General features: G+C 46.6%; 21 protein-coding genes. 4 read left to right on the top strand and 17 right to left on the bottom strand.

Going from position 1 to position 21,791, the window contains the following annotated elements:
* Window positions 1–43 precede the first annotated feature (43 nt).
* Together IEY13_RS16210 and IEY13_RS16205 are read right to left on the bottom strand one after the other, a co-directional pair.
* On the bottom strand, window positions 44–1,546 hold the full coding sequence (locus tag IEY13_RS16210) for an NAD(P)H-hydrate dehydratase (RefSeq protein WP_188953960.1): 1,503 nt from the start codon (window positions 1,544–1,546) through the stop codon (window positions 44–46).
* Window positions 1,547–1,582: 36 nt separating this feature from the next.
* Window positions 1,583–2,743 carry a serine hydrolase domain-containing protein gene (locus IEY13_RS16205; RefSeq protein WP_188953958.1) on the bottom strand — a complete coding sequence of 387 codons (1,161 nt, stop codon included), beginning with the start codon at window positions 2,741–2,743 and terminating at the stop codon, window positions 1,583–1,585.
* 135 nt (window positions 2,744–2,878) lie between these two features.
* On the opposite strand from IEY13_RS16205, the gene IEY13_RS16200 reads away from it, so the two are divergent.
* Entirely contained in the window at window positions 2,879–4,045 is a 1,167-nt protein-coding gene (locus tag IEY13_RS16200) for a putative sugar nucleotidyl transferase (RefSeq protein ID WP_188953956.1), read from the top strand.
* Between the two features lie 61 nt (window positions 4,046–4,106).
* On the opposite strand, the gene IEY13_RS16195 is transcribed toward IEY13_RS16200, so the two are convergent.
* The 3 genes from IEY13_RS16195 to IEY13_RS16185 all read right to left on the bottom strand — a co-directional run bounded on the left by IEY13_RS16195 (window position 4,107) and on the right by IEY13_RS16185 (window position 7,691).
* Window positions 4,107–5,471, bottom strand: coding sequence for a DUF3526 domain-containing protein (locus tag IEY13_RS16195; protein ID WP_188953954.1), 1,365 nt, complete (start codon window positions 5,469–5,471; stop codon window positions 4,107–4,109).
* A gap of 3 nt (window positions 5,472–5,474) precedes the next feature.
* Window positions 5,475–6,917, bottom strand: coding sequence for a DUF3526 domain-containing protein (locus IEY13_RS16190; protein ID WP_229687891.1), 1,443 nt, complete (start codon window positions 6,915–6,917; stop codon window positions 5,475–5,477).
* A 69-nt stretch (window positions 6,918–6,986) separates the two neighbouring features.
* Window positions 6,987–7,691, bottom strand: coding sequence for an ABC transporter ATP-binding protein (locus IEY13_RS16185; protein WP_188953952.1), 705 nt, complete (start codon window positions 7,689–7,691; stop codon window positions 6,987–6,989).
* A gap of 186 nt (window positions 7,692–7,877) precedes the next feature.
* On the opposite strand from IEY13_RS16185, the gene IEY13_RS16180 reads away from it, so the two are divergent.
* The 3 genes from IEY13_RS16180 to lepA all read left to right on the top strand — a co-directional run bounded on the left by IEY13_RS16180 (window position 7,878) and on the right by lepA (window position 11,052).
* On the top strand, window positions 7,878–8,111 hold the full coding sequence (locus IEY13_RS16180) for a hypothetical protein (RefSeq protein WP_188953951.1): 234 nt from the start codon (window positions 7,878–7,880) through the stop codon (window positions 8,109–8,111).
* 167 nt (window positions 8,112–8,278) lie between these two features.
* Complete coding sequence (gene tpiA / locus IEY13_RS16175) at window positions 8,279–9,043, top strand: triose-phosphate isomerase (protein WP_188953948.1); 765 nt, start codon at window positions 8,279–8,281, stop codon at window positions 9,041–9,043.
* Between the two features lie 224 nt (window positions 9,044–9,267).
* Window positions 9,268–11,052 (top strand): translation elongation factor 4, encoded by a 1,785-nt coding sequence (gene lepA, locus IEY13_RS16170; protein WP_188953946.1) that lies wholly within the window; start codon window positions 9,268–9,270, stop codon window positions 11,050–11,052.
* Window positions 11,053–11,165: 113 nt separating this feature from the next.
* Here lepA and IEY13_RS16165 read toward each other — a convergent pair whose 3' ends face one another.
* From IEY13_RS16165 to IEY13_RS16110, 12 genes are all read right to left on the bottom strand, one after another.
* A complete protein-coding gene (locus IEY13_RS16165; protein WP_188953944.1) occupies window positions 11,166–11,681 on the bottom strand; it encodes a DinB family protein in 516 nt (171 codons plus the stop codon).
* Window positions 11,682–11,775: 94 nt separating this feature from the next.
* Entirely contained in the window at window positions 11,776–12,825 is a 1,050-nt protein-coding gene (locus IEY13_RS16160) for a hypothetical protein (RefSeq protein WP_188953942.1), read from the bottom strand.
* 62 nt (window positions 12,826–12,887) lie between these two features.
* Window positions 12,888–13,442 carry a D-glycero-alpha-D-manno-heptose-1,7-bisphosphate 7-phosphatase gene (locus IEY13_RS16155; RefSeq protein WP_188953940.1) on the bottom strand — a complete coding sequence of 185 codons (555 nt, stop codon included), beginning with the start codon at window positions 13,440–13,442 and terminating at the stop codon, window positions 12,888–12,890.
* Window positions 13,439–14,131 carry a nucleotidyltransferase family protein gene (locus IEY13_RS16150; RefSeq protein ID WP_188953939.1) on the bottom strand — a complete coding sequence of 231 codons (693 nt, stop codon included), beginning with the start codon at window positions 14,129–14,131 and terminating at the stop codon, window positions 13,439–13,441. The genes IEY13_RS16155 and IEY13_RS16150 overlap by 4 nt, the downstream gene beginning before the upstream one ends.
* The gene (locus IEY13_RS16145) at window positions 14,128–14,709 is read right to left on the bottom strand and encodes a D-sedoheptulose-7-phosphate isomerase (RefSeq protein WP_188953937.1); all 582 of its coding nucleotides are present in this window, start codon (window positions 14,707–14,709) and stop codon (window positions 14,128–14,130) included. The genes IEY13_RS16150 and IEY13_RS16145 overlap by 4 nt, the downstream gene beginning before the upstream one ends.
* Before the next feature lie 22 nt (window positions 14,710–14,731).
* Window positions 14,732–15,889, bottom strand: a complete 1,158-nt coding sequence (locus tag IEY13_RS16140) for a glycosyltransferase (RefSeq protein ID WP_188953935.1) — start codon at window positions 15,887–15,889, stop codon at window positions 14,732–14,734.
* A gap of 8 nt (window positions 15,890–15,897) precedes the next feature.
* Window positions 15,898–16,842: a glycosyltransferase family 2 protein gene (locus IEY13_RS16135; protein ID WP_188953933.1), complete on the bottom strand. Its 945-nt coding sequence runs from the start codon at window positions 16,840–16,842 to the stop codon at window positions 15,898–15,900.
* A gap of 18 nt (window positions 16,843–16,860) precedes the next feature.
* The gene (locus tag IEY13_RS16130; RefSeq protein WP_188953930.1) at window positions 16,861–17,370 is read right to left on the bottom strand and encodes a DUF4199 domain-containing protein; all 510 of its coding nucleotides are present in this window, start codon (window positions 17,368–17,370) and stop codon (window positions 16,861–16,863) included.
* A gap of 10 nt (window positions 17,371–17,380) precedes the next feature.
* A complete protein-coding gene (locus IEY13_RS16125) occupies window positions 17,381–18,652 on the bottom strand; it encodes a dihydroorotase (RefSeq protein ID WP_188953928.1) in 1,272 nt (423 codons plus the stop codon).
* Window positions 18,653–18,739: 87 nt separating this feature from the next.
* Window positions 18,740–19,621, bottom strand: a complete 882-nt coding sequence (locus tag IEY13_RS16120) for an MBL fold metallo-hydrolase (protein ID WP_229687890.1) — start codon at window positions 19,619–19,621, stop codon at window positions 18,740–18,742.
* Window positions 19,621–20,265, bottom strand: coding sequence for a class I SAM-dependent methyltransferase (locus IEY13_RS16115; RefSeq protein ID WP_188953926.1), 645 nt, complete (start codon window positions 20,263–20,265; stop codon window positions 19,621–19,623). The genes IEY13_RS16120 and IEY13_RS16115 overlap by 1 nt, the downstream gene beginning before the upstream one ends.
* Window positions 20,266–20,346: 81 nt before the next feature.
* Window positions 20,347–21,585: a dicarboxylate/amino acid:cation symporter gene (locus IEY13_RS16110; RefSeq protein WP_188953924.1), complete on the bottom strand. Its 1,239-nt coding sequence runs from the start codon at window positions 21,583–21,585 to the stop codon at window positions 20,347–20,349.
* Window positions 21,586–21,791 lie beyond the last annotated feature (206 nt).

Here is a 21,791-nt window from a genome sequence, read left to right as displayed (position 1 = left end):
AGGGGTATGGATTGTTTATGAAGGGTTACAAAGAGGCTTATTCCTAAGCCTCTTTTTCGTGTAGTACCATCAACTGCCGGAAAGCCGCCCCAAACGTGTCCGTTACATCTCCCGGCAGCAAACTTTCCATAGATTGTTTTTCCAGAGCCAGATCGGCCGCAAGCCCATGCAGATATACACCTAATACAGCTGCCGTAAAGCCGTTTTTATATTGTGCCAGCAATCCGGTTATTATTCCGGTAAGCACGTCCCCGCTGCCGCCGGTAGCCATTCCGGCATTTCCGGTGGTATTAAAATAGCCGCGTCCCTGCCAGGCAACCAACGTATGGTGGCCCTTTACAATAATTACCAGCGGCAGCGTGGCAGAAATCTGTAGCGCTTTTTCCAGGCGTTGCATTTCATTTTCATGCGGGCCAAACAACCGGTCAAATTCTTTGGGGTGGGGGGTAAGTACACTTCCGGCAGGTATGCGCTTTAACCACTCCGTATGCGTACTTATTATATTTAAGGCATCAGCATCCAGCACCAGCGGCCGCCCGTTTGCCCAGGTAAGCAGGCTGTCCAGCAACTGCACCGCCACCTCATTGGTGCCCAAACCCGGCCCAATGCCCCACACAGCATACCGTTGTACATCTTCCTCGTGTAATGCAGTAATACTCATGGCTTCCGGCACGCTGCTTTGTAATATTGTATATCCGCTCCGGGGCACATGTACCGTTAACAACCCAATGCCCGACCGCAGGCAGGCACGGGCTGCCAGCACCGCTGCACCTGTTTTTCCTTCGCTGCCTGCCACCAGCAGGGCATGGCCAAAGCTGCCTTTATGGCTAAAAGCTTTACGGGGCCGGTACAACGCAGCAGCATCTTCCGGCAGTGTAATCTGCCAGTTACTCTCTGCTTTTTCTGCAAAGCCTTCCTGCAGCCCAATATTCAGCACACTTACTTCACCTGTAAAAGGTTCATTTTCTGCCAGCAGCAAACAGAGCTTCCACGCTTGAAAGGTATAGGTGTAAGCAGCACGTATAATGGTATTGCCTTTAGAGGAAGCCTGTATATACATTCCACTGGGTACATCTATGGCTACAACTGTTGCGCGCGACTGATTAATATGTTGTACCAACAGTGCCGGTAAGCCAGACAGCGGACGGTTAAGCCCAGAGCCGTACAGGGCATCAATAACCACGCACCCGGGTGGTAATTCCGGAAAAAAACTCTTGTCCTGTATAAAATGAATCTGATTGGTAACGCCATGCAGGCGCTGAAGATTTGTTTGAAAGTCCGGTGTACCTGGCGCGCCAAATTCCAGTATATAAACCTGCACATGCCAGCCTTTACCAGTAAGCATACGCGCTATAGCCAGCCCATCACCACCGTTATTGCCTTTGCCACAGAAAATAAACAGTGTACGGGGCTGAGGAAACTTTACAGTTAACGCTGCTACACATGCTTCAGAAGCTGTTTCCATCAGGTCAATTGACCGGATACCTTTTTGTGCAATGGTAAATGCATCCCATTGCTGAATCTGCGGGGCGGATAATAGTTTCATCTGCTTTACTGTATAAAACAGTAAAATACACAAAACTTATTCCTCCAGCTTCGTGTCATCCGTTCCGCCGGTAAAAATATTAGCCATGCGCTTGCTCTGGTAAATATTACGGTTGTACCGGTTACCCAGTACTATAATAACCGCTGTGTCTTTAACCAGCCGGGTGAAAGAAGTATTGGTGCCATGCCACTTACCATTGTGGTAAATAATAGTATCGGCGGGGTTGGTAAACAGGCGCCAGCCCAGGCCATAGTTATGCATGGAACGGCGCTCGTTGCTTTGCGGTATAAAAGCAGTATCCAGCGTAGATTGCTTTACAAAACGATGCTCATACAACGCTTTATCCCATAAATACATATCCTGTACGGTACTGTAAATATTCTTATCGCCATAGGTGCAATCCAGGTGATCCATCGGGTAGGGGCGGTTTCCAATATAGGTGGGTACATACTGGCTGGTATCTTTAATAGAAAATACAAAGCTGTGCGTCATTCCCAACGGCGTAAACACGCTGTCCTTCATATATTGCGGGTACGCCATGCCGGTAATCTTTTCAATAATCATTGCCAGCAGCACATAATTGGTATTACAGTAATGAAAATTGCGGTTGGGCGTATTATCCAGCCTTGGTTTATGCGCCACCATAAAATTCAGCACATCCACATTGGTAGCCTTTGTTTTTTTGTTCCAGCACGAATCGAAGAAGTATAGGTAATTAGGTAAACCGCTGCGGTGGCAAAGCAGCATACGAACCGTAATACCATGATAAGGTAATTCCGGGAAAAAATGCTGTAAAGTATCATCCAGCGCCAGTCTTCCCTGCTCCCAAAGCCGCATTACGGTAGTACCTGTAAATGTTTTGGAAACAGAAGCCAGGTGAAAAGGAGTATTGGCGCTGATGGGTTCTTTGGTACGGAAATCTGCATAACCGCGGTAATCTTCAAAAACCACCTCACCATTTTTGGCAACCAGAACACTGCCGTTAAAGGCAGGCCCCAATATGCTATGATACGCTGCTTCCACACGGCCGCGGTAGTATTCTTTCTGAGCCGGGGTAAGCCCGGCAAAATGAAAATCAGACTCCACCGGTGCTCCAACAGCTTCTTCTTTATCGCTACTTCCGGCCTGCGAGCAAGCCGTGAAAAAACCGGGTAAAAAAAAGATGAATAAGTATAAAAATTTATATGCTGACCTCATGTAATGCTCACTTAATCATTGGTTATACGAAATTCGTGCCTTAACAGGCTATCCATGCTACACACCCTTATAAAAGGGGTGCAAAAATAGGAGAATTGGCGGCATATATTTACTTTACAACTACAAACAACAGCAATGGCAATAGTTCTATACGATCCGGCAGACAGAGAAAGTTTTTCGCCCCTTACGCAAACCCGCGCTGTGGGCGCGTTCAGAATGGGTATGCTTACCATGCAGCAGCGCTGGCAGTTGTGGAGCAATCAACCCGTTTTTTTATTCACAGCCGGTTATTTACAAAATCTGTATCCTGCTATTGAAGAAGGTGCCCATATATGGGTAGATGCCGGGGTGCTGCCAGATGAAAAATTACTGCATGCCATTCTGCACCTGCCATACGGCCAGGCTATACAGGATACACAGGGTATTATCGCCTGCCATATCAATGTAAACCAGCAACCATTTTCACTGGCAAATCTATCACCCCAATTTACCCATGTGCAAACCATTCAGGCCGCCAACCGTTTACAGTTTGCCTGGGATTTGTTCAGACAAAATGATGAACAGGCCAGAAAAGACTATAACCTGCTAACTGCCGGTAAAACCTCTGCAGCATTATCCCATACCAATCAGCTGATACGGCCCGATCTCATATTTGTGGAAGAAGGCGCTAACATTGAATTTGCTACATTAAACGCCTCCACCGGCCCCATTTATATATCCCGCAACGCCGTAGTAATGGAGGGCTCCTTTCTGCGTGGTCCGTTATGTATTGGCGAAAACAGCGTAATTAAAATGGGAGCCAGAATTTACGGAGCCACTACCATTGGCCCCAACTGCACCGTTGGCGGCGAGGTTAAAAATGCCATTCTGTTCGGCTACAGCAATAAAGCCCACGATGGCTACCTAGGCGATGCAGTAATAGGCGAGTGGTGTAACCTTGGTGCGGGCACCAGCAACAGCAATGTAAAAAATACCGGAGGCGAAGTAAAAATATGGCATCATTCCACCGGCAAGTTTGTGCTGGCCGGTTTTAAATGCGGTATGGTTATGGGCGATTATACCCGCACAGCCATCAATACCTCTATTAATACCGGCACGGTTATCGGCACCTGCTGTAACGTTTTTGGAGATGGGCTAACACCTAAAGTGCTGGCGCCTTTTACCTGGGGCACCAAAGGCATCAGCCGTTACGAATTTGAAAAAGCACTGCTGGATGTAAACAACTGGAAAAAAATGAAACACGCAGCATTATCCGCCCAGGAAACCGCTGTGCTAAAGCATATATTTGAAACAGTACAATAAAGTTTACCGGTAAAAACACAGGCACCGGAGCATTATCAAACTGTTCCGGCGCTTTCATCCTTTATCCCTGAAAAGTATAGGCGGCCCCCTTACGGCGGAATATTACCACACCTGTTGCACCCAATATCAGAGTAAATACTAACAGCGGCATCATAGCAAAAAGCGGTACCATGGCAGCAGTTGCCTTAAAATAACGGGGTACATGCTGCGCCCAGTTTTCAGCACTAACCGCCCCGTCTGTAAATATACGGGGGTAAAAATGCAGTTTAGTACTTTCATGAAACGCTGCTGTACTATCCAGAAACTGCTGCTGCTGTTGCAAGCCTGTGCCTGCAATATCTGTTAGTGCCAGCTGTGCCTGCATGGGAGCAATCCAGCACGCAAACTTCTCTGCCAGTTGCTGGCGTTGCCTTAACTTGTTTTGCATGGCTTTACTATCCCCGGCCGCTTCATCGTCTCCCGCCTGTTGCATAGCATAATACCACATATAGTTAAATTTGGGGCTATTCCATACATACCTGCTAAACTGCGGGTAGTGTTTAAAAAAAGGCTCCATGGTTTTGTCTTTATCCGCATCCCATTTGGTATGATAGCCATCCCGCTGCTTCAGAAAAGTGCTGTAAGCCTCCTGTACCGGATAACGGGCGGTAAGATAACTATTTACCATAGCAGGCCCCAGCAGGCATAATAACACCCAGCAACTCAGCAGCAGCAATGCACTTATGGCACTGCTATAACGCAGCGCTATGATAAGAAAACTAACCGCAAACCAGAATACGATATACAATACCGATGTAACACTAAACATCAGCAGTTTACTATTCAATGGAACAGGCACAATTACCACCGCTAACGCCAGCAATATCAACAGTAAACCCAACACTACTATCAGGCGAATGCTCAGCTTTTGTACAATAAACCGCATAGCGCTGCCAGCCTGTATGCGCACCAACGGCCATGTACCTTCTTCTGCTTCCTGAGACAGTACATTAAAGTTGAAAGCAATAATCAGCAGGGGAAACAAAAACAAAATTACAAAGCTCAGATCCAGATTGCCGGTAAGCTGATTATAAGGGTTAAAAAGCCCCGTATCATAACGCTGCCCTTCCAACCCGCGAACAGTTAGGTATTGAATAGAATTGTTTATATCCTGCTGGCCAATAGCCAGTGCGGCCAGCGGATCTGGTTTATTAATATACGCAAAACGCAGGTAATACATCAGTAAACCAAACTGATCCGGCACGTTTTTTACGTTGCGCTCAATCTGTGCCTGCTGCAACTGCGTTACCGCTTCCACAGCAGCCTGCTGCTTTTGCAAAAACCGGCTTCCTATATACAGGCTTATAACGCCGGTTACCAGAAACAGGGTTATAGCTATTAAAACAGACCTGCTTCTTATAAAATTGCTGAATGCCAATAGGTACATATGCTACAATACTTTTGCTGAGGCAGCGGTGAAATAAATAAATGCAAACGAAAATAAAAACCAGATAACAATTGCCGCTACTGCAGGTAGCTGTTGTTGGGTTATTGCCTGAACAGACTGATGCGTATACCGGAAATCAGGAAATGCTGTCCAGTGTTCTTTTCCAATACTCAATGGTTTGGCATCCTTTGCAGGGGCTGTATTGCTGATGTGTTCCATCTGCAGCTCATTCATGGTTTGTGCCAGTTGGTACCGGTAAGCCTCTGCATGGTTCTGAAAATGGCGGTATGCAGTAAAATCGGTGCCACTCAACGCCATGCTTATATTTTTTACGCCAATAAAAGGATTGATAAAAGCAGCATAGTTGCTGATGGCGTTTTGCCTGGTGTATGTATTATACAAACCTTTCAGGTGTTGGTTGTATACCTCTGCACTCAGGCGTTCACCCTCGCGCATCTGAAAGCCTCCATAGTTAAAAGGCAGCTGTTGTATAGAATCTGCATGATGCGCCTTTAATACCGAATCTTTCAGGCGGGCAAAATGTGCATCCTTCGGGTTATGGCTATCGCCAATTTTCAGCATATCTTCCTCTACGGCTGTTTCAAATTCAAACTTACCCGGTGCCGGATAAACGGCACTGCCCACTGCCTGCAATGTTTTGGGCAACACTATAGCCATCAGCAGCCATATACCCAGCAACTTTAACAAAGCAGCACGGCTACCGGTACTGGAAGCAGAAACGCAAATAGCAACTGTGCTTACCACCCACAGGTAACCCATACATACCAATAGCAGCCATAAGCCGCGTGTTATTACAAAACCATCTGCAGGTAGTTGTTGCTGCAACATCATCTGTACAAACGCTGCCACCGCAACGGGTAGCAGAAACAACACAGACAAAACAAACAGCCCCAGGCTATTACCCCATATTACCGCACCCAATCCGGTTCCCTGGCTCAATACAATTTTTAAAGTACCATTTTCCTTTTGCCGGGCTACTGTATGAAAGCCAAGAAAAAACAAAACCAACGGCAGCAACAGTTGCACCAGCACCGATAAACTTATTTCTCCAAACCGTAATAACCCGGTACTAAAACCTGCTTCGCTGAAGTTGACCGTGTTTTGCTTATGTGCTTCCAGAAACACCGCATTCCCTGTGTAACTTTCCATACCATAATCAAACATGCTTAACGGATGTTTTAAGCGGAATGCAAAGCTGCCAAAATGCGCCATCCGGTGCGGATGCTTATCCGGGTTGGCTTCCCAGCTTTGCCGGGCCTGTTGTTGCAATTGTGTGCGTAGCGTATTCTGAGTAGTATAGGTACTATAACCGGTAAAAGCTGCAAATACAACCAGTAGTAACCATACCGCATAAATAGTCACCAGCATTCTGCTGCGGAAAGTGATCTTTAAAAAATGACCGGCAATTATTTTTATCTCATTCATGTACTTCTTTTAAAAAATGTAGGTAGCGTATCTACATATTTAATTTCATGTGTTGTTGAAGGGGTACTGTTAAATAGTTTCCAGATACAATTGCTGCAATTCTGTAGCAGAGATACCGCTGGTATGTACAGTATGTACCAGGCTGCCCTGCTTCATAATACCTATACGCGAGCCCAGGTTTACCGCATTAAAAATGTCGTGTGTAGCCATAAAAATGGTTTTACCCGCAGCTGCCAGCTCTTTGCAAATAGCAGTAAACTCAGCCGTAGCCCTGGGGTCCAGGCCGCTGGTAGGCTCATCCATAAAAATAACCGTTGCATTTTTGGCAAGCGCAATGGCAATAGCTACCTTCTGGCGCATACCCTTACTATAAGCCGCTAATCGTTTGCTATTTGCTTCCTGCTGTAAACCCGCTTTCTGTAAAAAAGCAGCCAGTTCCTGTTTACTGTAAGTAAAACCAGCCAGCCGGCTGAAAAAATCCAGGTTTTCAATACCACTGAGGTTGCCGTACAGTTGTACCACCTCTGGTATATAGGCAATATGCTGCCGGGTAGCATTACTATTGGGCCGCACTTCTATACCGTTTATCAGTGCTTTACCCTCACTGGCCTCCAGAAATCCGAGGAATAAATTAATGGTAGTGGTTTTACCTGCACCATTCTGGCCCAGCAGACAAAAAATTTCACCGGTGTCGATGCTTAAAGATAACTGTCGCAACGCGGTGTATTCCTGGTATTGTTTGGTAAGCTGTACCGCTTCTAAAATTACTGGCATAGATGTATGAATAATTGCAGTATGCCCATAGCACGAACCGGCAGTATGCTGGTTCTGCTATATTACATACAGATTGTGTGAACAGATAAGATAATGGGGTTATAAAAAAGACTACGCTAAAAGGGGAGAGCCACGTGTATTACACTGCAGCAGTAAAGCAGGCACAACACCCGCTGTAAAACCAGTATGATGCTGTATGTATATTACCTGAACGTTCGTACGGCATACGTCCTCCGTAGCTATATATGGGGTATAGGTATGCCCGCAGATACTACAGCCATGGCCGGATTTCACAATTTTATCACCCGGCATTTTATTTTTAAAGCAGGTGGAAGAACTGTCTCCCGTGTGGTGATGCCAGAACGCTACCGGGGTTGCAATAAACCCGTACAGCAGCAACATACCCGTTGCCAGAAGTAGCTGTAATCTGCGTTGTAGTTTCACCGTTTCGTTTGTAACAATGTTGCAAATGTAATATTTTATCCTGCACACCCCATTATTTTTATGTAACCCGTTTTACACCAGCTGTAGCATAAGGCCAATATTTAGTTACTTTTGGCCCTTACATTGATCTATAAATAGTTAATATGAGAAAGCAGATAGCTGCAGCGAACTGGAAAATGAATCTGACCCTGCAACAGGGCGAGGCTTTATTAGATGGCATACTGGGTAAAGTATCCGCACCGGGCAGTAACCAACAGGTGATTTTTGCAGTACCCTTTCCATATCTGGCCTCCGCACAGCAAAAAATAGCGGGTAAACAGCAGGTATTTATTGCCGCACAAAACTGCTACAACAAAAAAGCAGGCGCTTATACCGGCGAAACTTCTGTAGAAATGCTGCAATCACTGGGCATTCAGTGGGTAGTTCTGGGCCACTCTGAAAGAAGAGAGTATTTTGGAGAATCTGACCAGTTTCTGGCAGAAAAAGTAAATATTGTACTGGAAACCGGCCTGCAACCTATTTTCTGCTGCGGCGAGCCTTTACAAATACGCGAGCAAAACACGCAGAACGATTATGTAGGCGCACAACTGAAAGCTTCTTTATATCACCTGAGTGCAGAGCAGGTTCAGAAAGTGGTTATTGCTTACGAACCCATCTGGGCAATCGGCACCGGCAAAACAGCTACCAGCGCACAGGCGCAGGAAATGCACGCTTTTATCCGTGCAGAACTGGCTAAGCAATACGGCGCAGAAGTAGCCAACAACATTTCTATCCTGTACGGTGGTAGCGTAAAAGCAGCCAATGCACAGGAAATTTTTGGCCAGCCCGATGTAGATGGGGGCCTGGTAGGTGGCGCATCTCTGGTTGTAGATGAGTTTGTAGCCATTATTGAAGCGCTGAAGAAGTGAGTTTACAGTTGGGAGTTTGAAGTTGGGAGTTAAGAAATAACAGCTTTATCCATACAGAAAGGAGTCCATAGTTAATTGCTATGGACTTTTTTTATGTCTGCTTTTACTCCCGGGTGCGGCTAAAGGCAAAAAATTCAAAATAAGCTGTTTAACTCAAAACTTCCGGCTTACAACTGCCAACTTCAAACTCCTAACTCCAAACTATCCACTATCTTTGCCGCCATATGAAGCATATCCGGAATTTTTGCATTATTGCGCATATTGACCATGGGAAAAGTACCCTGGCGGATCGTTTACTGGAACACACCAAAACCATCGGTGCGCGCGACATGATGAACCAGGTACTGGATGATATGGACCTGGAGCGCGAAAAAGGCATTACTATTAAGAGTAAGGCCATTCAAATGGAATACATCATCAAAGGCGAAAAATATACACTTAACCTGATTGATACTCCCGGCCACGTTGACTTCAGCTATGAAGTAAGCCGTGCGCTGGCTGCCTGCGAAGGCGCTTTATTACTGGTAGATGCCTCACAGGGCATTCAGGCACAAACCATCAGTAACCTGTACCTGGCTATAGGCAATGATCTGGAAATTATACCCGTTATCAACAAAATTGATATGGACGGCGCTATGATTCCCGAGGTAAAAGACCAGATAATTGAACTTATCGGCTGTAAAGACGAAGATATTCTCCTTGCCAGCGGTAAAAGCGGTATTGGTATTGAAGAAATTCTGGAAGCAGTAGTAGCGCGCATTCCTGCACCGGAAGGTAATGCAGAAGAACCGCTGCAGGCGCTGATTTTCGATAGCGTGTTCAACAGTTTCCGTGGTATTATTGCCTATTTCCGTATTTACAACGGCGTTATCCGTAAAGGCGACAAGGTTCGCTTTGTGGCTACCGGAGCTGAGTACGAGGCGGCAGAAATTGGGGTACTGAAGCTGGGACTGGAACCGCGTAATGAGGTAAAAGCCGGCGATGTGGGTTACATTATTACCGGTATAAAAAATGCCAAAGACGTAAAAGTAGGGGATACCATTACCCTCACTTCCCGCCCGGGTGAAGCTATTCAGGGTTTTGAGGAAGTAAAGCCAATGGTATTTGCCGGTATCTTCCCCGTTGTAACAGAGGATTTTGAAGAACTGCGCGACTGCATGGAAAAACTGCAGCTGAACGATGCTTCTCTTACCTACGAAATTGAAACTTCACAGGCATTAGGCTTTGGTTTCCGATGCGGATTCCTGGGCCTGCTGCACATGGAAATTATACAGGAACGTCTGGAGCGCGAGTTTAACCAAACCGTAATCACCACCGTTCCCAACGTAAGCTTCATTGCTTATACCACCCGTGATGAAAAAATCATCGTAAACAACCCGGCCGAAATGCCCGATCCTGTAAAAATTGACAGAATTGAAGAGCCTTTCATCCGCGCACAGATTATTACGTTACCGGATTATATTGGCAATATCATGACGCTTTGCCTGGGTAAACGTGGTATTCTTTTAAACCAGAGTTACCTTACCGCTACCAGGGTAGAACTGGTATTTGAAATGCCGTTAACAGAAATCGTATTCGACTTCTACGATAAGCTGAAAAGTGGAACCCGTGGATATGCTTCCTTCGATTATACACCTATTGGTTACCGTGAAGCGGATATTGTGAAGATGGATATTCTGCTGAACAACGATAAAGTGGATGCATTAAGCGCCCTTATTCACCGCAGCCGTGCACAGGACTTCGGCCGTAAGCTGTGCGAAAAGCTGAAAGAATTGTTACCCCGTCAGCAGTTTATGATTGCCATTCAGGCGGCAGTAGGTGCTAAAATTATTGCGCGCGAAACCATCAGCGCTATGCGTAAAGATGTTACTGCCAAGTGTTATGGTGGTGATATCAGCCGTAAGCGTAAACTGTTGGAAAAACAGAAAGAGGGTAAAAAGCGTATGCGCCAGATTGGTAACGTAGAAATACCACAGGAAGCCTTCCTGGCGGTGTTGAAACTGGATTAATGTCTCTTTTCCATAAGATATAAAAGCTCTGCAAAACGCAGGGCTTTTTTTATGGGTGTACCATAAAAAATGCACCCCGTAAGGAGTGCATTCAAGTATGTGCGAATTCATTATTAGTTCCTGTTCCAGAAAGCTGGCGGCTCTATACCCAGGCTGCGCAGGTACACATAACCCTGAGCACGGTGGTGAATTTCGTTATCAATAAAGTACAGGATAGTTGAAAACACCTGGCCTTCATAAGCACCAAAGGCAACTACGGTTTCCTGAAAGCGGGCTTCGCTTATCCGGGCAAACCAGTTGATAATTTCTTCTGTAGCTAAATCCCACTGCTCCAGCAGGTAAGCTTTGTTTTTCTGCTCAGGAGTAAAAGTGTGTTCAGAAAAACCATTGTTTTCCCACTTATCGGTAACAATACCTTTAATACCAGGTGCGCCAATATCCAGTAATTCCTTCATCATGTCTGCAAAGGTGCGCATGGTGCCTACACGGTAGGTAAACAGAATATCTTCCGGAAAAGCTTCAATTACCCGGCGGGTAAGACGGCGGTGTCCCACCCACTCGTTCAGCAGGTTTTCTGCGTTTACAAACGTTTTTACTTCGGTAGCGGTGTCAGCGTGTTGCATAGTCATATTCGTTGGTTTTTATTTGTTATCGCTTTGATACAACAAAGTAAAAACCGGCCACTGACAACCCTATGGCAGTCCGTTTTCTGCCTGTAAAAAATTAGTTAGCACCTTCCTGTGTAGGGTCGGCACGCTGACTTTTCTGTAATTTCTTTTTCTGCTCCGAGGGCTTTTTAGCAGGGGCAGGGGGCTGGTCGCGCTGCATGTTTTTAATCGACTGCTCATCCAGCATGCGTTCGTTCGATTTTCCCTGGTAATCTTTCAGCGGCATAGGTATAGGCGCCTCGCCGTCCTGCAGTTTAAAATTAAATACCTTGTCCACATACTCCCAGCGTCCATTGTTCCATTTAAACGCTTCAAAATCACCATCGGGTACCAGGTTCCGGTGGTCGGTATTGCCATTCAGGCTTACCAGATGCTCAAATACAATCATGTCCATGCTTTCATCATAGTTCATGCGTGCGCGTGCATCTTTTTTATACTCCAGGCAAAAGCGGGTAACCGGCTGCTTAGGTTTAATTTCATCGTTCTTATAGGCAAACACCCTGGCGCCAAAACGGGGCTGTCCTGTGCGGTCAAACGTAAGCACGTCAATCCATTTACGGGTGGTTTTGCCGTTATGATCGTCCAGTCCCAGCAAGGTGTAAAACTTACGATCATTAAAGGTTTTCAGCACCATCTTATAATAGATAGCACCAATCCAGTTCAGGTTAGTACGTACCGAATCGAAGGGGTTATCGGTGTAATCCGACATATCAATCAGCGGAAACAATTTCAGGCTGCCATCGGGTGTGTTCATCTGAATAGCACCACGCTGCCGGTGAAAATCTTCTCCTCTTTCAAACTGCCAGGTAATTATACGAAAAGCGCTGTCCGGCGCATACAGGCGCGAAACATGCCGGATAGAATCAAAAGGATAATCAAAGGAGTAAGGCACTTTTAACGTCTGTACCAGCCGGCGTATAAACATACTGTCTGCCGCAAAACGGCGGGTGGCAGTGCTGTCCAGTATCATTTTACGGCCCAGTACTTTAAGCGTATCTTCTGCTGCTGCTAACTGCTTCCGGCTTTCGGGCGTAAGGTGTTGGGCAAAGGCAGTTCCTGTGCTTAACAGAAACAGAAATGCCGCTAAATACAAAAAATGTTTCATGCAATGCCTAAGTTACAAGGTTAAACGAAAACAGAGGTAGTTATGGTATACAGCTGCCTATTTTAGGCTTTTGTTAGCGCCTCCAGGTGGGTGGCATAAGCAGCCAGGCTGTTAAACCGCTCATCTACCAATGGGTGTGGAAAGGGTGTTTCCGGGTTGGTGGTTGCCAGAAATACGGTATGTGCTATACCAGCGTTTCTGCCAAACTGCATATCCGTTAACTTATTGCCCACCATTACACTTCTGGTAAAATCAATCTGCGGAAAATCTGCTTTTGCCTGATGGGCCATGCCGGGGTTGGGTTTCCGGTTAAAAGCATCAGCATCCAGGTCAGGCGCAAAATAAATTTTATCCAGCCGTCCGCCGTTATTCACAATTTCCGTTACCATATAGCTATGAATACCCGCCAGGTCAGCCTCAGTCATACGGCCTTTTCCTATGCCTTTCTGGTTGGTCACCAGCACAATAGTGCCAAACAAGCGGCTAAACACCGGCATAGCCTGTAGCACACCATCGTAAAAACTAAATTCCCCTACATGCAGAATATAGTCGTTGTCTTTTTCGGGGTTAATTACACCATCCCTGTCTAAAAATAAAGTCCAGCTTTTATCAATCATGCCAGTTCTGTTTGGGCCCGCCGGTAGTCTTCCGGTATGCCAATATCTATAAAATAAGCGTCCTGGGCCAGCCCGTACATACTCCGTTGCGGGTACAAAGCTTCCAGATAGTCTTTTTCAAAGGAAAATTTTGCGGGTAGGTTTTCCGCTGTAAAAGCCGGTACATTCAGCGCAAACATGCCTGCATTAATCAGGCCCTGCTCGTAGTACTGTTTTTCCTTAAAGCTGGTAATACGTCCATCTGTAGCTGTTTCCACCACACCAAACCGGTCAAACTGCTGCATCGGTTTCAGCAGCAGTGTACAGGCGCCTGCCTTGCTGGTATGAAACTGATCCAGTGCCGGTATATCTCCCTTAAACAGCGTATCGCCATTGGTTACCAGCACCGTGTGTGTTTGTACCTGTTTGCAGGCGTTGGCAATGGCCCCTCCGGTACCTAACGGCTCATCTTCTGTGGCAATTACATAAGCGCTTTCCGGTAAGGTGGCTTTCAGAAAATCCAGAAAATAATCGTGTTTATACCCCAGGGCAAATACAAAGCGCGTTATACCCTGCGCCTGTAACCACTGAATTACATAATGCAAAAAGGGGCGGCCGTTTACAGGCGCCATGCATTTGGGCAGTTCAGGCACTTCGCTGCGCAGGCGGGTACCCAGGCCACCCGCCAGTATTATAGCTTCTGTAATCATGCAGTAAAAAGATTGGCTTCTACCAATTGGCAGATAATATGGCCTATCAGAATATGACACTCCTGTATACGCGGTGTGTCGGAAGAAGGTACGTTAAACAGATAATCGCTCAGCTCTTTCATAGCGCCACCTGCTGCTCCGGTAAATCCTATCGTAATAACGCCCATGCTTCTGGCTACTTCCAGTGCTTTTACCACGTTGGCAGAATTACCTGAGGTGCTGAAACCAATCAGCACATCGCCTTTATGCGCAATACCCTCTACCAACCGGGCATAAATAACATCGTAGCTATAATCGTTGGCCACCGCAGTCAGGTACGATGTATTGCAATGCAATGCTTCTGCCGGCAGTGCTTTCCGGTTTTTATAAAAACGTCCTGAAAATTCCGCTGCCAGGTGCTGTGCATCTGCTGCGCTGCCGCCGTTACCGCAAAACAATACTTTATTGCCGTTGGCAAAAGACCGGGTAATAGCATCCACCGAAGCAGCAATTACCGACAGTATTTTTTCATCGGCAAGCAGCTGTTGCTTAACATCTATTGAAGCCTGTATTAACGATTGTATCTGGTTAGTGCTCATGCTGCAAATGTAGGTATCCGGCTTACAAATTGCGAATGGTATCCGTTAATACTTTCCAGCTGTATTTCTTCTTTTCCTCCCGTAAACCAGGCATATAAAAGGCGGCGCCGGTACGGTACAACTCTTCAATATGATTGGCTACCGATTCTGCATCCGGGCTGGCAACCACACCCACTTTACCATCGGGCACCATATCCGCCAGGCCACCTACATTGGTAACCAGCATAGGTACTTCAAAATGATAGGCGAGGGGGGTAACGCCACTCTGTGTAGCTTCCCGGTAGGGTTGTATTACAAAATCAGCGGCACTTAAGTAGTACTTCACCTCGCTGTCGGTAATAAAGCTCGTACGCAGCTCCAGCACATCTGCTATACCCAGGCGGGCAATCTGTTCGTGGTAAGCTTCTTCATCTTTGTAAAACTCACCGGCTACAACCAGCCGTATATCAGCGCTGCTGATTGTTTTTTGTGTATCGCCGCAGGTAATAGCTGCTTGCCTGTTTTTCAGCACAGCCATAGCATCCAGCAGAATATCCAGCCCTTTGTAGCGACGGATAAACCCAAAAAACAATATTATAGGTGCCTCTGCAGGTAACCCCAGCTGTTTGCGTGCAGCTGTTTTATCTACTGCAGCACCAAAATTATCATACAGCGGGTGTACCACCTGTTGCGCAGGCTTTTGTGTAAACAACCGCAGGTCTTTCATTACCTTTTCACTCATGGTAACAAAAGCGTCAATAGGTTTTACAAAGTAAGCCGTGAAGGGCTTATCACCCGGGCGCTTTTCATGCGGCAATACGTTATCCGCTATGCAAACTACTTTGGTATGTTTATTCTTTTTAACCTGGCGCAGTATAGTGCCCAGGCATGGCCCCATAAAAGGCAGCCAATACCTTACCACAATAATATCCGGCTTCAGTTTACGCAGTTCATTGCCTACCTGTAACCAGTTCAGTGGATTCACTGAGTTAATACATACTTTAATGTTGAGGTCGGTAGGGGCAGGTTCAGAAGAATACTGGGTAGTACCGGGAAACAGAAAGCCCGGATACTGCAGGCTGAACGTATAAATGGCAGTATCAAAACCATCGGCCATAAACTGGCGCGCCAGCCTTTCGTTAAAAGAAGCCAGCCCGCCGCGTAATGGGTGGGCCGGACCTATAATTACAGCTTTTTGCATATAAGGGGTTACAATCCCAGTTTCTTTTCTATCAGATAAATATTACGCTCCGGTGAGTTGCGGCTGATTAACTCAGCCACAAAACCAGCCAGAAACAACTGCATACCTATTACCATAGCACTCATGCCCAGATAAAAAGCAGGGCGGGTAGTAAGGAAAAACGTTGCAGGCTCCATCAGCTTGCTTACAATCAGGTAAACGCTGCACACAAAACCAAGCAGAAAGCAAAGGGTACCATACAATCCGAAAAAGTGCATGGGCCTTTTACCAAACTTGCTGATGAAGGTAATAGTAGCCAGATCCAGAAAGCCGTTAATAAAACGCTCCCAGCCAAACTTGGTAGTACCGTATTTACGTGCCCGGTGTTCTACTACTTTTTCGCCAATTTTCCTGAAGCCGGCCCATTTGGCCAGTACCGGAATATAGCGATGCATTTCACCATATACTTCAATACTCTTAATTACCTTTTTGCGGTAAGCCTTCAGTCCACAGTTAAAATCGTTCAGTTTAATACCACTGCTTCTGCGGGCTGCAGCGTTAAACAACTTGGAAGGGATGTTCTTGGTAAGCGTATTATCAAAGCGCTTCTTCTTCCAGCCGCTTACCAGGTCGTACTTGTCTTCCAGTATCATCCGGCGCAGTTCCGGTATTTCATCCGGCGAATCCTGCAGGTCAGCATCCATGGTAATTACCACATCACCATGCGCCGCTTTAAAACCTTCGTTCAAAGCTGCAGATTTGCCGTAGTTCCGCTGAAAACGGATACCCTTAATATGTGGATTTTTCTCACTCAGGTTTTCAATAACTTCCCAGCTGTTATCCGTGCTGCCATCATCTACCAATATCACTTCGTACGTCCAGCCATTGCTGGTAATAACGCGTGCTATCCAGTCGGTCAGCTCCGGTAACGATTCATCTTCGTTAAACAGTGGTACTATAATAGATAAGTCCATAGTTGGTTACCCTAACGTTTAATTAAAAGGCGTAACGGGATTTTTCTTTGCAGCCCCGGCACCAATAGCAGCGCCGATAGCACCTACAATACCATATCCTATAATGATACCGCCAATGGCAAAAGGCATCAGAAACTTACTGGTCATACCTACCGCCTGCTCAATCTGCTCATCACTCATAGTACCCTGCTTTTCCAATGCTTTGCGGGTTTCAGTTGCCGCTACATCTGCTATTTCAGGAAAAATAAGTTTAATAGAAAGTACAGTATAAATTACAGAGATAACAATGATAACTGCAGTGGTTTTAAAACCATGGGCAAACACGTTACCAAAGGTTACATTGCCTTTCATTTGGTTGGCGTAGATAATGCCGCTGCCTGCTACACCACCTAACAGTACCAGATAAGGTATCCATCCCAGCACTTTGTTACCCATTTGACCAGTCAGATAAATGGCAATGCCGTAAACAATCAGAATCAGTGATAAGATAAGACCTTTTACTACCGGGGTAATTACTTTGGGTTCCATAGTTATTAAATTAAAGAGTGTGCAATTGTCCTTTGTATATAGTACCGGCTACTTTACCTGTAAGTTCCTTTCCTAAGTAAGGGCTGTTGGCAGATTTGCTTTTGTTAGCTGCCTGGGTAAAAGTAAACGATGCCTTTGGCTGAAACAGGGTAAACGATGCAGCAGCACCTTTTTCAATAGTACTGGTGCTTACACCAAATATACGTGCTGCATTACCGCCAAACAACGCAGCCACCTGCGCGGCTGTCAGTTCCGGAATGGCTGTTTGTACAGCAGCATATGCAGTCTGTAACGAAATCATACCTGATTTGGCATATTCAAACTCACAGGTTTTATGATCCCAGTTCTGAGGCAGGTGGTGCGAGGCAATATTGTCTACCACACCTTCCAGCACAGCAGCACGTAACGCCATCATATCACTGCGTAAACGCAGGGGAGGGGTTACTTTCAGGTTGGTATCGTAATCCTGCAGATCTTCATCGCAGAAAGTAAGGTGATAAGGGGTAACACTACAGCTAACCTGCAGGCCTTCCGCTTTGGCTTTCTTAATCAGTTCAATGCCTTTGGCAGTAGACACACCGGTAAAATGCAGCTTGCTATCGGTGTATTTCAGCAGTTCCAGATCGCGCTGAATCAGCAGTTCCTCACCAATAGCAGGAATACCGGGCAGGCCCATACGGGTTGAAACGATGCCCTCGTGCATTAAACCGTATTTACTGATGCTTTCATCAACCGGCACCTGTATAACCACACCGTCAAACGCTTTTACGTATAAAAGCGCCTTCAGTAACAGACCGGGACTTTGTATCGGGTGAATACCATCTGAAAAAGCTACCGCACCGCTGTTGTACATATCGTACATTTCGGCCAGTTCCTTTCCTTCGGCATTACGGGTAACCGTACCCAACGGACGAATGCTCACCGGCAGGGAAGCAGAACCCTGTACAATATACTGTACCTGTGTTTTGTTGCTTACCACGGGCTGCGTATTGGGCAAGGTAAACACCTGGGTGTACCCACCTGCAGCAGCAGCTGCAGCGCCACTTTCCAGGGTTTCGCGGTATTCCAGTCCCGGATCGCAGAAATGCGAAAACACATCTACCCATCCCGGCGAAACCGTTAAGCCTTCTTTTTCTATAATAGTAACAGAATGGTCAATTCCTGTAGTAATGGCTTTTTCAATATTCACCACTAAGCCGTTGTCAATTAAAATATCCTGGTTAGTTCCGTTGAAGGAAGATGCCGGATCTGCAATAAAAGCCTGCCTGAGTAAAATCTTCATGAGAGATTGAAAATTTTCCGCAATATAGGCCGATTAATTCAATACCCACCGATTCCTGTTATAAGCGGTTGGTTTATAACAGGAATTTTAACGGTTAACCGGATAGCTGTTTAAGATATCGTACTGTGTTACACCTGGCAATATCCGGTATACCGGAATGGAAATGCCATAATGCTTACACAGCTCCCGGATGCGGTTATCAATTACATCGGCTGAATAGCGTGATGAAAAATGCCCCAATACCAGCTTTTCCAGCTTAATATTGGCCACCATTTCCAGTACCTGCTCCAATGTACTGTGTTTATGCGCTGTAGGCTTTTCCTTTATTGCTCCTTCTGATTCCAGAAAAGTAGCCTCATGTATCAGCACCGGAATACCATCCCACAGGCCCCAGTCTTCCACAGGCGTATCGCCGGAATACCCCAGCAGTGGCTGGCTAACCTCTATGCTCACTGCTTCCCGCCCATGTTCCTGTATCAGCCGCTTAATATCCTCACCCGGCAAATGCAGCAGCTCCGGCTTCAGCTTCTGTTTTACCTGGGTAACCGTATAACCAAAGCTTTTCATCAGTTCCGGCGCCACCACTACATGCCCGTTGCGGTGTGCTTTTACCACCACATCATCCTTAATATATGTTGCGGATGGTGCTATTAATGGCTGCCATACCGTACCAGACACATGGGGATCAAACTTTACCGAAAAAGCTTCCATGGCAGGGAAAGAAGTACAATCACGCGGGTAATAAATAACCGGATAACCCGGCCGCGCATTCAGCTGGTTCAGTTGCAGTAAGCCCGTCAGATGGTCGCGGTCGGCATGTGAAATAAATACATGGTTTATTTTACGGGCTTTCTGTAACAGGGCTGCGCTAACACCGTCTCCGGCATCCAGCAATAACCCCAGTTCCTCCACAAAATACCAGGTTGCAAACAGGGCGGTGGAATAGCCCGAAATAGTCAGGGGTATCATTATTCCTCTACCTCCGCTTCTTTACGTAGTACAATCGCTATTACACGGGGTATATCTGCCCGGTTGTTTTCATCAAAATATTCTTCAATAAACACTACCGAAAGCCCGCAGGCCTGGGCAGCTTTTGTAAAATCTGAAATATGGTGCGTATAACACTGTACCACCTGGCGGCCCTCTGCCGTATCAAAGCGGGCTTTACTGCCAGCATATTGTTTAAACGGATGCAACTCGCCAATGTACACATGCCCACCGGGATGCAGCGATTCCGATGCCTTTTTCAGTACCGGCTGCAGCTGCTCAATATGTTCCAGTACCAGACTAAAAGTAACCAGCTCGTACAACCGCTCACGAAAAGTCCACGGTTCCAGAATATCTGCCTGGTAAAAGCTTACGCCAAAAGAAGTTACTTTTTCCCGGGCTTTGGCCAGCATAGCTTCCGAAAAATCAACCGCCGTAACACAGCCATTGGTTTTCTCTGCCAGCCAAACCGTATTCTTCCCCGTACCGCAGCCAATTTCCAGGCAGGTACTGAAAGGAATGCCGCTGAGTACTTCGCGCAGTACCCCCGCTTCCAGATCGCGTGTTTTGTTATCGTTGGTATCGTATTGTACAGCCCAGCTATTATATGCCTGTTGTATACTCATATAGTTCAGGTTTAGGTAAGTATGTGTCTAAGAGTCTAATATACAGGTTTTTCCGTTTTAACAGTACAAATACTATCACCATCAGGCAGCCGCTTCCACCTCCTCCGGCTTCAGCCGCATAAAGCGCCCTACCAGCATGGCCGAAGCCGTATCGCCCGTTACGTTCAGCAGCGTAGCCATAGGGTCTACCAGTGTACCAATTATCATTACCGCAGGCAAAGCTTCCGGCGGAAACTGGTACACACTCATCACCAGCAGTTCGCCAATATAACCGCCGTTAGGTATGCCACCTTCTACCATGCTTACCACTACAGATATGCCCAGGGCCAGCGCCAGGGTGTCCACACCGCTCAGCGGTTTGTTAAACATGGCAAATACTACGGCAATCTTAATCATGGAAGAAATGGAGGAGCCTTCTTTATGCAGGGTGGCGCCCAGTGGCACCACAATATTCCGCACGGCAGCAGGTATTTTCATGCGGGCAGCCGCTTCCAGGTTGGCGGGTATGCTGGCCACACTGCTACAGGTACCTACCGCTGTAAGGCTGGGTACCAGGTTGTTTTTCCAGTACAGGCGTACCCCTTCTTTACCACGTGCTATAAAAGCGTACAACGTAAAAAAAATCAGGTAGTATAACAAACCCAGTACATAGTACAGGCCCAGCGACCGTGCATAAGTACCAAACAACTGCGGCCCTACCGTGCCCACCTGGTAGGCAAAATATGCACCCAGGCCCACGGGGGCCAGCTTCATAATATAGGTAAGCAGTTGTTTCATTACTTCGTTACCCGACAGCAGAAACTGCCGGAAGGCCACACCCTTATCGCCCGCCTGCCGGGCAGCAAAGCCCGTAAGCAGTGAAAATATAATCAGCGGAAGCATGCTTTTGCGCGAAAGCAGTTCGTAAAACTCACTTACGGTAAACAGCTGGGTAAGCTGGGTACCTAAGTCCGTCACCTCACCATGTACCGGTATGTCACCCGCTTTACCCACCACCTGGTGTACCGGAAAAACATACACCCCCAGCAATGTAAACACGGCCGCTACCAATGCGGTGCCGGTAAAAACCAGCAGCATTACAGCAAACAACCTGCCCAGCCGGCTGCTACCCTCTACCGCCGCCACAGCCGAGCTTATGGCAAAAAACACCAGTGGAATAACGGCCATAAACAGCAGGTTAATAAAAATATCGCCTATGGGTTTTAACAGGCCGGTATCCGGCCCCAGCCACAGCCCCGCAATGGTACCTGCGGCAATGCCACCCATCAGCCACAGTATGCTGCTGTAATTGCGCAGAAAAGATCGTGTGCCCTCGCTCATACGTTAAAGTGTTACTACGAATATATCAATCCGCCTTCATAATACCCTGTAGCAGCACATCTGCCCGCTGCCATAATACCGGGTTAACAGGTAGCAATAAACCCCAAACGGTTATATTTTAATCGTTTATTATTGGCAATATCCCCTTTATACCCCTATATTCGTAACAGGACACACTGCTTGTCTCTCTAAAATCCACTGCCTGC

The sequence above is a fragment of the Filimonas zeae genome, from assembly GCF_014641615.1.
In the GTDB taxonomy this organism is placed as follows: Bacteria; Bacteroidota; Bacteroidia; order Chitinophagales; family Chitinophagaceae; genus Filimonas; species Filimonas zeae.
This window is presented reverse-complemented; position numbering and strand designations above follow the sequence as displayed.

Excerpts from the sequence above, each read along its gene's own strand:
- IEY13_RS16200 (WP_188953956.1), top strand. The coding sequence starts at position 2,879 with ATGGCAATAGTTCTATACGATCCGGCAGACAGAGAAAGTTTTTCGCCC.
- IEY13_RS16210 (WP_188953960.1), bottom strand. The coding sequence starts at position 1,546 with ATGAAACTATTATCCGCCCCGCAGATTCAGCAATGGGATGCATTTACC.
- IEY13_RS16135 (WP_188953933.1), bottom strand. The coding sequence starts at position 16,842 with ATGGACTTATCTATTATAGTACCACTGTTTAACGAAGATGAATCGTTA.
- IEY13_RS16195 (WP_188953954.1), bottom strand. The coding sequence starts at position 5,471 with ATGTACCTATTGGCATTCAGCAATTTTATAAGAAGCAGGTCTGTTTTA.
- IEY13_RS16110 (WP_188953924.1), bottom strand. The coding sequence starts at position 21,585 with ATGAGCGAGGGCACACGATCTTTTCTGCGCAATTACAGCAGCATACTG.
- IEY13_RS16155 (WP_188953940.1), bottom strand. The coding sequence starts at position 13,442 with ATGATTGATAAAAGCTGGACTTTATTTTTAGACAGGGATGGTGTAATT.
- IEY13_RS16190 (WP_229687891.1), bottom strand. The coding sequence starts at position 6,917 with ATGAATGAGATAAAAATAATTGCCGGTCATTTTTTAAAGATCACTTTC.
- IEY13_RS16145 (WP_188953937.1), bottom strand. The coding sequence starts at position 14,709 with ATGAGCACTAACCAGATACAATCGTTAATACAGGCTTCAATAGATGTT.
- IEY13_RS16150 (WP_188953939.1), bottom strand. The coding sequence starts at position 14,131 with ATGATTACAGAAGCTATAATACTGGCGGGTGGCCTGGGTACCCGCCTG.
- IEY13_RS16120 (WP_229687890.1), bottom strand. The coding sequence starts at position 19,621 with ATGATACCCCTGACTATTTCGGGCTATTCCACCGCCCTGTTTGCAACC.
- IEY13_RS16165 (WP_188953944.1), bottom strand. The coding sequence starts at position 11,681 with ATGACTATGCAACACGCTGACACCGCTACCGAAGTAAAAACGTTTGTA.
- IEY13_RS16115 (WP_188953926.1), bottom strand. The coding sequence starts at position 20,265 with ATGAGTATACAACAGGCATATAATAGCTGGGCTGTACAATACGATACC.
- IEY13_RS16160 (WP_188953942.1), bottom strand. The coding sequence starts at position 12,825 with ATGAAACATTTTTTGTATTTAGCGGCATTTCTGTTTCTGTTAAGCACA.
- IEY13_RS16185 (WP_188953952.1), bottom strand. The coding sequence starts at position 7,691 with ATGCCAGTAATTTTAGAAGCGGTACAGCTTACCAAACAATACCAGGAA.
- IEY13_RS16140 (WP_188953935.1), bottom strand. The coding sequence starts at position 15,889 with ATGCAAAAAGCTGTAATTATAGGTCCGGCCCACCCATTACGCGGCGGG.
- IEY13_RS16180 (WP_188953951.1), top strand. The coding sequence starts at position 7,878 with ATGATGCTGTATGTATATTACCTGAACGTTCGTACGGCATACGTCCTC.
- IEY13_RS16205 (WP_188953958.1), bottom strand. The coding sequence starts at position 2,743 with ATGAGGTCAGCATATAAATTTTTATACTTATTCATCTTTTTTTTACCC.
- IEY13_RS16125 (WP_188953928.1), bottom strand. The coding sequence starts at position 18,652 with ATGAAGATTTTACTCAGGCAGGCTTTTATTGCAGATCCGGCATCTTCC.
- IEY13_RS16130 (WP_188953930.1), bottom strand. The coding sequence starts at position 17,370 with ATGGAACCCAAAGTAATTACCCCGGTAGTAAAAGGTCTTATCTTATCA.
- tpiA (WP_188953948.1), top strand. The coding sequence starts at position 8,279 with ATGAGAAAGCAGATAGCTGCAGCGAACTGGAAAATGAATCTGACCCTG.
- lepA (WP_188953946.1), top strand. The coding sequence starts at position 9,268 with ATGAAGCATATCCGGAATTTTTGCATTATTGCGCATATTGACCATGGG.